Origin of the sequence: Nocardiopsis sp. FIRDI 009 (assembly GCF_003386285.1) — a bacterium.
Taxonomy (GTDB): Bacteria; Actinomycetota; Actinomycetes; order Streptosporangiales; family Streptosporangiaceae; genus Nocardiopsis.
The window spans coordinates 12,326-26,015 of record NZ_QPNC01000008.1 but is presented as its reverse complement, the minus strand read 5'-3'; the positions used below and the strand labels follow the sequence as shown (position 1 = coordinate 26,015).

Annotated in this window: 10 protein-coding genes; 6 read left to right on the top strand and 4 right to left on the bottom strand. The window is 72.6% G+C overall.

Features of this window, described 5'->3' with window-relative positions:
- Window positions 1-110 precede the first annotated feature (110 nt).
- Window positions 111-317, top strand: a complete 207-nt coding sequence (locus DVR05_RS05215) for a zinc ribbon domain-containing protein (protein ID WP_116244670.1) — start codon at window positions 111-113, stop codon at window positions 315-317.
- 56 nt (window positions 318-373) lie between these two features.
- Here DVR05_RS05215 and ilvD read toward each other — a convergent pair whose 3' ends face one another.
- Complete coding sequence (gene ilvD, locus DVR05_RS05210; RefSeq protein ID WP_116244923.1) at window positions 374-2,236, bottom strand: dihydroxy-acid dehydratase; 1,863 nt, start codon at window positions 2,234-2,236, stop codon at window positions 374-376.
- Window positions 2,237-2,456: 220 nt separating this feature from the next.
- Entirely contained in the window at window positions 2,457-3,287 is an 831-nt protein-coding gene (locus DVR05_RS05205; protein WP_232831993.1) for a nuclease-related domain-containing protein, read from the bottom strand.
- Window positions 3,288-3,454: 167 nt separating this feature from the next.
- Between DVR05_RS05205 and DVR05_RS05200 the strand changes: the two genes are divergently transcribed.
- Window positions 3,455-4,891 carry an amidase gene (locus tag DVR05_RS05200; RefSeq protein ID WP_116244668.1) on the top strand — a complete coding sequence of 479 codons (1,437 nt, stop codon included), beginning with the start codon at window positions 3,455-3,457 and terminating at the stop codon, window positions 4,889-4,891.
- Here DVR05_RS05200 and DVR05_RS05195 read toward each other — a convergent pair.
- On the bottom strand, window positions 4,888-6,171 hold the full coding sequence (locus DVR05_RS05195; protein WP_232831992.1) for an MFS transporter: 1,284 nt from the start codon (window positions 6,169-6,171) through the stop codon (window positions 4,888-4,890). The two genes, DVR05_RS05200 and DVR05_RS05195, sit on opposite strands and share 4 nt — an antisense overlap.
- 128 nt (window positions 6,172-6,299) lie before the next feature.
- On the opposite strand from DVR05_RS05195, the gene malQ reads away from it, so the two are divergent.
- Entirely contained in the window at window positions 6,300-8,336 is a 2,037-nt protein-coding gene (gene malQ, locus DVR05_RS05190) for a 4-alpha-glucanotransferase (RefSeq protein WP_116244667.1), read from the top strand.
- Window positions 8,337-8,409: 73 nt separating this feature from the next.
- On the opposite strand, the gene pepN is transcribed toward malQ, so the two are convergent.
- Window positions 8,410-10,959, bottom strand: coding sequence for an aminopeptidase N (pepN, locus tag DVR05_RS05185; RefSeq protein ID WP_116244666.1), 2,550 nt, complete (start codon window positions 10,957-10,959; stop codon window positions 8,410-8,412).
- 218 nt (window positions 10,960-11,177) lie between these two features.
- On the opposite strand from pepN, the gene DVR05_RS05180 reads away from it, so the two are divergent.
- The 3 genes from DVR05_RS05180 (at window position 11,178) to DVR05_RS05175 (ending at window position 13,688) form a co-directional block, all read left to right on the top strand.
- Complete coding sequence (locus DVR05_RS05180; protein WP_116244665.1) at window positions 11,178-11,825, top strand: disulfide bond formation protein DsbA; 648 nt, start codon at window positions 11,178-11,180, stop codon at window positions 11,823-11,825.
- A gap of 112 nt (window positions 11,826-11,937) precedes the next feature.
- Window positions 11,938-12,096: a hypothetical protein gene (locus DVR05_RS26920; RefSeq protein WP_198659050.1), complete on the top strand. Its 159-nt coding sequence runs from the start codon at window positions 11,938-11,940 to the stop codon at window positions 12,094-12,096.
- Between the two features lie 170 nt (window positions 12,097-12,266).
- Window positions 12,267-13,688, top strand: a complete 1,422-nt coding sequence (locus DVR05_RS05175) for an aldehyde dehydrogenase family protein (RefSeq protein WP_116244664.1) — start codon at window positions 12,267-12,269, stop codon at window positions 13,686-13,688.
- Window positions 13,689-13,690: the final 2 nt, after the last annotated feature.

Genomic DNA, 13,690 nt, shown 5'->3' with positions numbered 1-13,690 from the left:
CCGAGGGCGGTCGTGTGTCGGGCCGGGCCCGCCCGCACCGCCGAGGAGGTGGCTGACCGGGGCCGGCCGCCGCATCCGTTCGGTGGTCGACGGGGTCGTATCCTGACCACATGCCCAGATACGACTTCCGCTGCCGCGAGTGCGGCACCACCTTCGAGGTCTCCCGTCCGATGGACCACGCGAGTGATCCCGCCGACTGCCCGCGCGGACACGAGGACACCGTGCGCCTGCTGTCGACCGTGGCGGTGGGCGGACGCGCCGCCGCCCCCGCGCCCTCCGGTGGCGGAGGGTGCTGCGGGGGCGGCTGCTGCTCCTGAGCGACGCGCAGCCCCGGGGCGGGACCTCGGGACCCCGAGAGGTCTCGGAGCCCGCCCTAGCGTTCGATCTGTGAGACGTCGCGCGCCGCGCCGGTGGAGGCGGAGGTGGCCATGGCCGCGTAGGCGCGCAGCGCCGCCGTCACCGGGCGCTGGCGGTCGCGCGGCTGGAAGCGGCCCAGCTCCTTGAGCAGCCGCTCCCGGCGGGAGTCGAGCTCGTCCTCGGCGACCTCCAGCACGATGCCCCGGTTCGGGATGTCGATGCTGATGATGTCGCCGTCCTCGACCAGGGCGATGTCGCCCCCGGCGGCGGCCTCCGGCGAGGCGTGTCCGATGGACAGCCCCGAGGTGCCGCCGGAGAAGCGGCCGTCGGTGATGAGCGCGCACGCCTTGCCCAGGCCGCGGCCCTTGAGGAAGCTCGTCGGGTACAGCATCTCCTGCATGCCCGGGCCGCCCTTGGGGCCCTCGTAGCGGATGACGACCACGTCACCGGGCTCGATCCGCTTGGACAGGATGCCCTCGACGGCGTCCTCCTGGGACTCGAACACCTTCGCGGGTCCGGAGAAGGTCCACAGCTCCTCCTCCACACCGGCGGTCTTGACGATGGCGCCGTCGGGGGCGAGGTTGCCGAAGAGCACCGCCAGGCCGCCGTCCTTGGTGTAGGCGTGCGGCACGGAGCGGATGCAGCCCCTCTCGCGGTCGGTGTCCAGGCTGTCCCAGCGGGTGCTCTGCGAGTAGGCCCTGGTGGTGCGCTTCCCGCCGGGTGCGGCATGGAACAGCTCCACGGCCTGGTCGCTGACGGTGTCGGTGGCGATGTCCCACTCGGCGATGAACTCGCCGACGGTCTTGCCGTGCACGGTGGGCAGAGAGGTGTCCAGCAGACCGCCCCGGGCCAGCTCGCCCAGGATGGCGGGGATGCCGCCCGCGCGGTGGACGTCCTCGATGTGGTACTTCTCCGTGTTCGGCGCGACCTTGCACAGGCACGGCACACGGCGGGAGACCTCGTCGATCTCCGGGAGTCCGAAGTCGACGCCGGCCTCCGTCGCGGCGGCCAGCAGGTGCAGGATCGTGTTGGTGGAGCCGCCCATGGCCACGTCCAGGGCCATGGCGTTGCCGAAGGCGGCCGGGGTGGCGATGGACAGCGGCAGGACGGAGGCGTCGTCGTCCTCGTAGTAGCGCTTGGCGGCCTCGACGACCAGGCGCCCGGCGTCCTCGTACAGGGCGCGGCGCGCGGTGTGGGTGGCCAGCACGGTGCCGTTGCCCGGCAGGGCCAGGCCGATCGCCTCGGTCAGGCAGTTCATCGAGTTGGCGGTGAACATGCCCGAGCAGGACCCGCAGGTCGGGCAGGCCGCCTCCTCCATCTCGTCCAGTTCCGCCTGGGAGACGCTCTCGTCGGCCGACGCGATCATCGGGTTGATCAGGTCGAGCTTGCGGACCGTGGTGGCGGTGCCGTCGACCACGGTGACCTTGCCCGCCTCCATGGGGCCGCCGGAGACGAACACGGTGGGGATGTTGAGCCGCAGCGCGGCCAGCAGCATCCCGGGTGTGATCTTGTCGCAGTTGGAGACGCACACCAGGGCGTCGGCGCAGTGCGCGTTGACCATGTACTCGACCGAGTCGGCGATGAGTTCGCGGCTGGGCAGCGAGTAGAGCATGCCGCCGTGGCCCATCGCGATGCCGTCGTCGACGGCGATGGAGTTGAACTCGCGCGGCACCCCGCCCGCCTCGCGGATCGCCTGGGCGACCACGTCGGCGACCTGGCGCAGGTGGACGTGGCCGGGGACGAATTCGGTGAAGCTGTTGGCCACGGCCACGATGGGCTTGCCGAAGTCCTCGCGCTCCACGCCGGTGGCGCGCATGAGGGCGCGCGCGCCTGCCATGTTCCTGCCGTGTGTGACCGTGCGTGATCGTAGCGCGGGCATGGGGTGGGCTCCCATCGGTTCCGGGTGTTTCCCCTCGATGGTAGTCGCCCCGAAGCGGTGGTGCGGTCTCGGAGTCAAAGACGCGCTGTCCGCATCATGAGACGACGGACTGCTGTGCGACCGCCTCGCCCCGGCCCGGACCCGCCAGTGGGGTGCGGACGTGCGGAGGGCCCGGGGCAGGCACGGCGCCGTGCCTCCCCCGGGCCCTCCCCGGACGGGTTCAGTAGCGGGGCGGCAGGACCTTCTTCGCGGCCTCGTAGATCTCCTCGATCTCGCTCTCGCTCAACCGGTCCCGGCCCGTGCGCAGCCACTTGCGGACCTTGGTGCCGGTGATGATGTCGACGCCGCGCAGCCGGTGGCTGTCCCAGGGCATTCCGGGGCCGTAGATGGCGAGTGCGGCGCGCACCTTGATCTCGCGGCCCAGTTCCCGGTTGATGAGTTCGGCGGCCCGCTCGGCCTCCTCCAGGGCCTCGTCGATCCGCTCGTTCTTGCTGAAGCGGCCGTGGTAGAGCTTCTCCAGCTTGTTGCGCAGCGGCAGGCGCCGGTCCCAGGACTCGGAGTCGACGGCGAAGGCGCCGCGGCGGCCCACGATGAAGTGGTCGATCTGGCCGTTGCCGCCGGGGACCGCGCGCGCGTGCAGGACGCGGTAGCCGAGCTGCTTCATGACCCTGAGCTGGGCCTCGGTCTTGCGCTGGGCGGCCGAGGGTTTGCGCCACCGGGGGACCTCGGACTCGCGTCGGGCGCTGTGGACGGTGATCCCGGCCAGGGTGAGCAGGCCGAGGGTGACGCCGACCCGCCAGTCGGAGGCGAGGACGCCGAGCGCCAGCGCGACCACGGCGGCGACGGCCGTGCGGATGGTCCACCTGCGGACGGTGTCGTTGGACTTCAGGGTTCCGTAGAGTGCCCGTGCTCCCGAATTGTCGTTTTTCTTGCGTTGGCTGAGGAAAAAGAGATCTTCTGGGCTTTCCGCCGGAGACGGTGCGCTGCTCGGTTGGGTGCGATCGTTCTCTGTCGTTGCCGATTCCACGTCGGACAGGTTAGTTCCATCCATATCCGAGTCCTAGTGCATGACTTCTCACACTTTTCTTCCCACGTCTCCGGGGCGCATACGTGTCGGTGCACCGGATCGCGGGGAAGAACCACCGTTTCGACGGTCTCTCTGGAGAGGGGCCGCCATCCTCGTGGTGCCCCGTGGCGTGCCCGCTAATCTGGTGGATCATGACCCAGATCCACGAACTCCCGGCATACCGGCTCGCCGACCTGGTGCGCCGTCGAGAGCTGTCCCCTCGTGAGATCGCTGAGCACTGTCTGGACCGGATCGAGCGGCTCGATCCGACCTACGGGGCGTTCATTGCGGTTAGTCCGGAACAGGTGCTCGAACAGGCCCAATATGCGGAGAAGCGGGTCATGCACGACACGCCGGACACCCTCCCCCCGCTCCTCGGCGTGCCCCTCCCCGTCAAGGACCTGGACCTGATGGCCGGAGCACCCACCACCTTCGGCTCCCGGGCCGTCGACCCCGCGCCCGCCCCCCTCGACGACGGCGCGGTCGCCGCGCTGCGCTCCGCGGGCGCCCTCCTGCTCGGCAAGACCAACACCCCCGAGTTCGGGTGCACCTGCTACACCGAGAACGACGTCGCCCCGCCCAGCCGCAACCCCTGGGACACCGACCGCACCCCCGGCGGCTCCAGCGGCGGCGCCGCCGTCGCGGTCTGCGCCCGCCTGGCCGCCGCCGCCCACGGCAGCGACGGCGGCGGATCCCTGCGCATCCCCGCCAGCGCGTGCGGGCTGTTCGGCCTCAAACCCACGAGGGGACGGATCTCCGGCGGCCCCCACAAACCCGACCTGCTCGGCCTGTCCACGGCCGGGCCCCTCACCCACACCGTGCTGGACGCGGCGCTCCTGCTCGACGCCATGGCCGGTGCGCGGCCCGGAGACCTCTACGGGGCTCCGCCGCTCCCACCCGGTCAGACCTTCGTCGACCACGCGCGCCGCGCTCCGGGACGGCTGCGCGTGGGCCGCTACGCCGACGCCGGAAGCGTCGGCGTCCCCGTCCACCCCCACGTCCGGGCGGCCTACGAGGCCGCCGGCGACCTGCTCACCGAACTCGGCCACGAGGTGGAGGAGATCCCCACCCCGGGCGACGCCCACTTCGGCGGCTCCTTCCCCGAGGACTTCGGCGTGCTCTGGGCCGCGATGGCCTCGGCCAGCCCCGTGGACCCCGACCGCGAGCACGAGCTCCGACCGATCACCCGCTGGCTGCGGGAGCGCGCCCGCGCCACACCCGTGCCCGACTACGTCGCGGCCTGCGTGCGGCTCCAGCGGGGGGTGCGCTCGCTGATCACCGCCACCGAGCCCTACGACGTGCTGCTCAGCCCCACCCTGGCGCTGCCGCCGGTTCCGATCGGACACTTCGACCGGGGCGGCCCGGAGGAGGAGTTCCGCCGCATGACCGAGTTCACCCCCTTCACGTCGGTGTACAACGTCTCCGGCCAGCCCTCGGTCAGCGTCCCCCTGCACTGGTCGCCGGACGGGCTGCCGGTCGGCGTCATGCTCACCGGCCGGATGGGCGGGGAGGGCACCCTGCTGTCGCTGTCGGCCCAGCTGGAGGAGGCCCGGCCCTGGGCGCACCGCCTCCCACCGGGCCTCGACTAGGACTCCGGGACGGCCGGGGCGGTCGGTCCCGTCCCCGGCTCACTGCCCTCGGGAGCCCCGGTCCCGGCGGAGGCCGGGTCCTCCGCGGCCGAGGGGACGAACAGGCTCAGCGCCGCGGCCAGCGCCGCCACGACCGCCGCGCCTGCGGCGCCGCCCGCCACCCCGAAGCCGTCGATCAGCGCGCCGATCATCGGGCCCGCGGCGGCGCTGCCGACACCCATCCCGGAGGCCAGCCAGCCGAACGCCTCGGCGCGCCGGTCCGGCGGGGAGACGTCGCCCAGCCGCCCCATCACGGCCGCCACGGTGGGCGCGATCGCCATCCCCGACAGCAACAGCAGCGGCGTGATCCACAGCGGAGTGGGCAGGTGCACGACCGGTGGCGTGAACGGCACCAGGACCGCCAGGCCCAGCGCCGCGGCCAGACTCCGCCGCACCAGCCGCGGCCGTCCCCTCAGCCCTCCGGCGACCGCGCCGCCCACGAGCGAGCCCAGCGCCCACACCGACGCCAGCACCATCACGTACTGGGGGGAGTCCAGTTCGTTGGCCCAGGCCACGATGACCAGGTCCACGCCCACGATCCCGCAGATCATCAGCAGGGACATCAACAGCAGGACGCACAGCGCCGGGTAGCGCAGCAGACTCCGGCGGGGCGCGGCCGCGCCGGTGGCGGGGACCTCCGGCGCCGGGGCCGGGGCGGCGACACCGGCCCGGCGCAGGGAGAGCGCGAACCCGACCGCCCCCGCCAGCGCCAGCACCGCCAGCAGCGACAGCGCCCACCGGGGACCGGCGTAGGCCACCACACCGGCGGTCAGCACGGGGGAGAAGACGAAGAGCAGCTCCTGCGTGGTCGCCTCGGCCGCGTAGATGGCGTTGCGCTCGGCGCCGAAGGTGAGCCTCGGCCACAGGGCCCGGACGATCTGGTTGGCGGGGGAGCCGAACGCCCCGGTGAACAGGGCCAGCGGCACCGCCAGCCACCACAGGGAGCCCGGCATCAGGGCGAGCGCGAGCAGCCCCGCGCTGAACACCGCGCTGCACACCAGCACCAGCCGGGCGCTGTCACCCCGGTCGGCCATCCTGCCGCGCAGCGGACCGACCAGCGCCATCCCCAGCGTGAACGCACCCGCGACCAGCCCGGCGAAGGTGTAGGACCCCGTCCACCCCTCGACCAGGAAGGTGACCGCGATCATCAACCCGGGCATGTAGAACCGTGCCACGAGCGACCAGGTCAGCAGGGACAGGACGTGGGGAACGGCGAAGACGCGCCGGTAGTTGGACAGCACCCCGCTCATTATGCACAGGGCGCTGACGGGCGGCGATCGGTTTTGCGACCATGTGGAGCGGACGTTCTGGCCCCACGCCGGGCTGTCGTCCGGTGTACGCGGGCCCGGGTAGGGCATGATCGGTTGCTGTGAGGGACGTTCAGCTGGCCCGCGTGGCCGAGCAGTACGGTGTCGCGACCACCTACGAGGACTGGCGGGGCGAACGCGTGTCCGTCAGCCCCGACACGATCCGCCATGTCCTGGCGGCCCTGGGGGTGGATCCGGGGGAGCCGCTGCCCGGCACCGGACCACGGCCGCTTCCCCCGGCCGTGGTCGTCCGCGAGGGCAAGGCGCCCGACTTGGTGCTGCCGGAGGGCTCCCGCAGCGCCGTCGAGACCGCCGACGGCTCCGTGCTGCCCTTCGACCCCGGACTCCCGCTCGGCGTGCACACCCTGCGGGTCGAGGACGGCGGAGCCGAACACGACGCGCCGCTGCTGGTGGTCCCCGACCGGATCGAACCCAGCGCCCTGCGGGGGAACCGCCGACTGTGGGGGCTGATGACCCAGATCTACAGTGTCCGTTCCCGCGCCTCATGGGGGACGGGTGACCTGCGTGACCTGGCCGAACTGGCCGACTGGGGCGCGCGCGACCTCGGCGCCGACTTCGTGCTCGTCAACCCGATGCACGCCACCGAGCCGGTCAGCCCGCTGGAGCCCTCGCCCTACCTCCCGGTCAGCCGCCGCTACGCCAGCCCGCTCTACGTCCGGGTGGAGGACATCCCCGAGTACGCCCGGCTCGACCCCGCCCAACGGGAGGGCATCCAACGCCTGGCCCGTCCCCTGCGCGAGCGCGGGCGCACCGCCGACCTGCTCGACCGGGACACGGTCTGGGAGGCCAAGCGCACCGCGCTGGAGGTCCTGTTCCAGGTGCCCCGGGCGCCCGGCCGGGAGGCCGCGCTGCGCGCCTACCTCGAACGCGAGGGCCAACCCCTGGTCGAGTTCGCCACCTGGTGCGCCCTGGCCGAGGAGTACGGCAGCGACTTCCGCTCCTGGCCCGCCCACCTGCGCGACGTCGGGGCGCACGCGGTGGGGCAGGAGGCCCTGCGCAGGTGGCCGGTGGTGGAGTTCCACCGCTGGCTCCAGTGGGTCCTGGACGAGCAGCTCGCCCAGGCCCAGAGCACGGCCCGCGGGGGCGGCATGGAGCTGGGCGTCGTGCACGACCTCGCAATCGGTGTGCAGGCGGGCGGCGCGGACGCGTGGATGTACGGGGACGCGCTGGTGGGCGGTCTGCACGCGGGCGCGCCACCGGACGAGTTCAACCGGCGCGGCCAGGACTGGGGACAGCCGCCCTGGCATCCGCGGGTCCTGGCCGAACTCGGCTACGCGCCCTTCCGCCAGATCATCGGCCAGGCGCTGCGGCACGCGGGCGGGGTGCGCGTGGACCACGTGATGGGCATGTTCCGCATGTGGTGCGTGCCCGAGGGCGCCGAACCGGCCGAGGGCACCTACATCAGGTACGACCACGAGGGCATGGTGGGCACGCTCGCCCTGGCCGCCCGCCGCGCCGACGCGGTGGTCGTGGGCGAGGATCTGGGGACCGTGGAGCCCTGGGTGCGCCAGCACCTCTCCGACCGGGGGATCTTCGGCACCTCCGTGCTGTGGTTCGAGCAGGACGCCGAGGGTGAGCCGCGCGGTCCGGAGGAGTGGCGCACCGACTGCCTGGCCACGGTCGCCACCCACGATCTGCCGCCGGTGGCGTCGTTCCTGTCGGGCGAACACGTGGAGTTGCGTGACCGGTTGGGGCTGCTGGACCGGCCGCTGGCCGAGGAGCTGGCCGACTCCGAGGACCGCGTGGACCGGTGGCGGTCGCTGCTGGTGGAGCTGGGCCTGCTGGACGAGGACGTGGATCCGGTGACCGATCCCGCCTCGGTGGTCGCGGCGATGCACGCCTACCTGGTGGCGACCCCGGCGCGGATGCTGGGGGTGGCGCTCACCGACGTGGTGGGGGAGCGGCGGATGCAGAACCAGCCCGGTACGAACACGGAGTACCCGAACTGGCGGATCCCGCTCACCAGCGGCGAGGGCGAGCCGGTGCTCGTCGACGAGCTGCTCGCCGACCCGCGCACGGTGGCGCGGATCCGGCGGACCCTGGGGCCTGTCGGCGGCGGCCAGGGCCGGGTGCTGTGACCGGTCGGGCGCCGTGGCCGGGACGGGCGCCCGGGAGCGCGCTCGGCGCCCCCGGGGCCGTCGCCCGCGGTGCCTAGGACCGGCTTCGGCCCGCGGCGATGTCCTTGGCGCGGGCGCGCAGCGCGCGCTCGACACCCGCGCGCCCCTCCACCAGCAGACGGCGCAGCGCCGGGGCCGGGTCGTTCTCGGCGATGTAGGCGTCCGTGCGCTCCAGCGTCGCCTCCTCGATGAGGCTGCTGGGGTACATCATCTCGGCGAAGGACTGCGCGAACTCGCCCGTCCACTTCTCCCACGCCGGGGCCAGCTGGGCGAAGTACTTCTCCATGTACGGGCGGTACAGCTCGGCCTGTCCGGGCTCGGTGAAGCCGAGCAGGGTGGCGCGGAACTCCGCGTTGGCCAGGTCCGCTCCGACGATCCGCTCCCAGGCGGCGGCCTTGGCCTCCGCGGTGGGGATGGCGGCCCGGGCTCCGGCGGCGTGGCGCTGACCGGTGGCGGTCGGGTCGGACTCCAGCTCGGCGGCGATCTCCGCCTCGCCGAGCCTGCCCTGGGCGACCAGGCGGCGCAGCAGCGTCCAGCGCAGGTCGGTGTCGACCGTGAGGCCCTCCACGGTGATCGCGCCGTCGAGCAGCCCCTGGACGAGCGACAGGTGGGCGTCGGTGCGCGCCGTGTCGGCGAGGGCGTTGACGTAGGCGAGCTGGAGGTCGCTGCCCGGCTCGGCGGTGTTGAGCAGCTCCCGGAGCCGCTCGCCGAGCCGTTCGAACCCGACCGGGCGCCAGGCCGGGTCGGCGTAGTTGATCAGCGCCGCGTTGGCCTGGCGCAGCAGCGTCTGGGCGACCATGACGTCGTCCACGCCGCCGATCCCGGAGATGACCAGGTCCACGTAGTCGCGGGCGGCCATCTCGGCGTCGCGGGTCATGTCCCAGGCGGCGCCGAAGGCCAGCGCGCGCGGCAGCGACTCGGTGATCTCCCCGACCGCCTCGACCACGGTGCGCAGCGACCGGTCGTCCAGGCGGATCTTGGTGAAGGTGAGGTCGTCGTCGTTGATCAGGACCAGGTCCGGCCGGGCCATACCGACCAGTGCGGGCACCTCGGTGCGGGCGCCGCTGACGTCGAGCTCCACGCGCTCGCGGCGGGTGATCCCGTCGTCGGTGCGGTCGTACAGGCCGACCGCCAGCCGGTGGGAGCGCAGGGTCGGGTGCTCCTCGGCGGCCTCCTGCACGATCGTGAACGACGTGAAGTTGCCGTCGTCGCCGACCTCGAACTCCGGGCGCATCGTGTTGACGCCGGTGGTCTCCAGCCACTCGCGCGACCAGCCCGACAGGTCGCGGCCGGAGGCGGCCTCCAGGTGCCGCAGCAGGTCCTTCAGCTCGGTGTTGCCGAAGGCGTTCTCCTTGAAGTAGGCGCGCACCCCGGCGAAGAACGCGTCCACGCCCACGTACGCCGCGAGCTGCTTGAGCACCGAGGCGCCCTTGGCGTAGGTGATGCCGTCGAAGTTGACCTCGACGGCCTGGATGTCGACCATGTCGGCCGCGATGGGGTGGGTCGAGGGCAGCTGGTCCTGGCGCAGCGCCCACGCCTTCTCCACGTTGGCGAAGGTCGTCCAGGCGTCCGTCCACTTGGTGGCGTTGGCCTGGCAGTACACGCTGGCGTAGGTCGCGAAGGACTCGTTCAGCCACAGGTCGTCCCACCAGCGCATGGTGACCAGGTCGCCGAACCACATGTGCGCCATCTCGTGGAGGATGGTCTCCGCGCGGCGCTCGTAGCGGGCGTCGGTGACGCGGGAGCGGAAGACGTAGTCCTCCAGGAACGTCACGGCGCCCGCGTTCTCCATCGCGCCCGCGTTGAACTCGGGCACGAACAGCTGGTCGTACTTGCCGAAGGGGTAACGCAGGTCGAACAGGCCGTGGAAGAAGTCGAAGCCCTTCTTGGTGACGTCGAACAGGGCGTCGGCGTCCAGGTGCTCGGCCAGGGAGGCGCGGCAGAACAGCCCCAGTTCGATGCCGTCGTGCTCGTCGCGCACCACGTGGTAGGGGCCCGCGACGAGCGCGGTGATGTAGGTCGACATGACCGGGGTGGCGGGGAAGTGCCAGCGCACCCGGCCCTCGGTGCCGGTGGCCTCGCGCTCGACGTCGGGCGCGCTGTTGGACACGACGTGCCAGGAATCGGGCGCGAACACCGTGAGCTCGAAGGTCGCCTTCAGGTCCGGCTGGTCGAAGCACGCGTACATGCGGTGCGCGTCGGCGGTCTCGAACTGGGTGTACAGGTACACCGACTCGTCCACCGGGTCGACGAACCGGTGCAGGCCCTCGCCGGTGCGCATGTAGGCGGCGTCGGCCACGACGGTCAGCTCGTTGTCCGCGGCCACCTCTGGCAGGAGCAGGCGCTCGCCGTCGAACAGCTCGCCGGGGTCCAGCTCGCGGCCGTTGAGCGTCGCCGAGAGCACCTTCGGAGCGGTCAGGTCCACGAAGGTCCGGGCGCCCGCCTGCGAACTGGAGAAGCGGATCACGGTGGTGGACCGGAAGGTCTCCTCACCCGTGGTCAGGTCGAGCTCCACCGTGTAGGAGTCGACGCTCAGGATCCGCGCCCTCTCCCGAGCCTCGTCCCGTGTCAGGTTCCCCGCCACGCCACGCTCCCTCCACGGCCGCCGTCGTCGCCGGCCGGAATCGTCGCCGACCGCGGCGGGCGCCCGCGGGGGCGGGCCGCGCCGGGGTCGGCGGTCGTCATCAACTCGATCCCGATCCTGCCACGCGCCGACGCGGAATGCGCAACCAGCACGGGTGGTTGTCCACTCTCAGCGGATCCCGTGCGGCCGCCCGAACCCACAGTGACGAGGAGTCAGCGATGACGCAGTCCCCCGACCGCCCCGAAACCTCCTCCGAGGACGGGGTCACCCACGCCGACATGTGGTTCGACCCCCTGTGCCCGTGGGCCTGGATCACCTCCCGCTGGCTCCTGGAGGTCGAGCGGGTGCGCCCGGTCCGGGTGCGCTGGCACGTCATGAGCCTGTCCGTGCTCAACGAGGGGCGGGAGGGGCTGCCGGAGGGGTACCGTCAGCTCCTCGACACGGGGTGGGGGCCGGTCCGCGTGTGCGTGGCGGCCGGGCAGAAGCACGGACCGGAGGTCCTGGGCGACCTGTACACCGCCCTGGGCACCCGGTTCCACCTGCGGGGCGAGCCGCGTGAGGAGGCGACCTACCGCGCCGCCCTGGCCGACGCCGGTCTGCCCGAGGAACTGGCCGCGGCGGCGGGGTCCGACGAGTACGACGAGGCCCTGCGCGCCTCCCACGCCGAGGCGATGCGGCTGGTCGGCGAGGACGTCGGCACACCCGTGATCAGCGTGGAGGGCGTGTCCTTCTTCGGCCCCGTCGTCACCCCGACGCCGCGGGGCGAGGAGGCGGCCAGGCTGTGGGACGGGGTGCGCCTGGTCGCCGGGGTCGAGGGGTTCTTCGAGCTCAAGCGCACCCGTACCGTTGACCCGAGTTTCGAGTAGCTTCGGCTAGGGTGCTGATCCGGGCGGGCACGGCACCGCCCGGAGGGGATGTACCCGTACCCACCCGTCCGCGTCGCGGACACGGTGGCTGGACCGACCAGGGGGCGTGACCATGTCCGGACCCGACGGCGACCGCACGGTCGACTTCTTCGACGACCTCGACATCCTGCCCGACACCACCGGCGACGAACGGTCGCTGGGCTGGGGTGAGGACGACTCCGACGACGACACCGCGCGGTTGGTCGCCGAACGCCCGCCGCACTGGGACTGACCCGGTCCGGCCGGGGCGCCGACCGGGCGCCCCGGCCCGGCTCCGTTCCCGGGCCTTCCAAGCGACACCGCCCCCGTGCGACACGCCCGGGGGCGCGTCCCCTTCCGGGAAACCACCGGCCCGGCCCCGAACGCTGGCCAACCAGAATCGCGTTCTGCGAGAGTGGTCACATGCGTTCCCTCTACATCGACGGCGCCTGGCGCCCGTCCGCCTCCGACGAGGGCCTGGACGTGCTCAACCCGGCGACCGAGCAGGTCATCGACACCGTCCCGGCCGGATCCACCGAGGACGTCGACGCCGCGGTCAAGGCCGCGTCGGCGGCCCTGCCCGCGTGGTCGGCGCTCACCCCGGGCCAGCGGGTGACCCACCTGGCCAAGGCCCTGGAGCTGTACAACGCCCGCGTCGACGACATCGCCGTGGTCCTGACCCGCGACATGGGCGCGCCCGTCGGGTTCGCGCGCAAGGTCCAGGCGGGCCTGCCCGCCCTGATGTTCCGGACCTTCGTCGACCTGGTCGAGGAGGTCGGCGACCGCTACTTCGAGGGCGAGCGTCAGGGCAACTCGCTCATCGTGCGCGAGCCCGTCGGCGTCGTCGGGGCCATCACCCCGTGGAACTATCCGCTGCACCAGATCGTGCTCAAGGTCGTCCCCGCGCTGCTCGCGGGCAACACGGTGGTCCTCAAACCCAGCGAGGTGGCGCCGCTGTCCGCCTACGCGCTCACCGAGGTCCTGCACGAGGCGGGTCTGCCCGCGGGCGTGTTCAACCTGGTGTCGGGGACCGGCCCGGTCGTCGGCGAGGCGATCGCCGCCCACCCGCGGGTGGACATGGTCTCCTTCACCGGCTCCACCCGCGCCGGGACCAGGGTCAGCCAGGTCGCGGCCGAGACCGTCAAACGCGTCGCGCTCGAACTGGGCGGCAAGTCCCCCAACGTCGTGCTGCCCGATGCCGACCTCACCCAGGCGGTCAAGCGCGGGGTCGCCGACGTCATGCGCAACACCGGGCAGAGCTGCAACGCGCTCACCCGCATGCTCGTGCACCGCGACTCCTACGAGGAGGCCGTGCGCCTGGCCGCCGAGTCCGCCGCCAGGTACGTTCCCGGCGACCCCGAGGACGAGGCCACCCGGATGGGGCCGCTCGTCTCCGCTGCCCAGCTCGACCGCGTCCGCGACTACGTGCGCCTCGGCGTGGAGGAGGGCGCCCGTCTGGTCACCGGTGGCGCCGACCCCGTCGAGGGGCGCGAGCGCGGCTACTACGTCAGCCCGACCGTCTTCGCCGACGTGCGCAACGACATGCGCATCGCCCAGGAGGAGATCTTCGGCCCGGTGCTCGCCCTCATCCCCTACGACACCGAGGAGGAGGCGGTGGCCATCGCCAACGACACGGTGTACGGGCTCAACGCGGCCGTCTGGTCGGGCGACCCCGACCGCGCCCTGGCCGTGGCCCGGCGGTTGCGCGCGGGCCAGGTCGAGGTCAACGGCGGTGCGCTCAACCCGCGCGCGCCCTTCGGCGGCTACAAGCGCTCCGGGAACGGGCGTGAGTGGGGTCTGGCCGGTCTCGACGAGTTCTGCGAGGTCAAGTCGATCCAACTCTGACC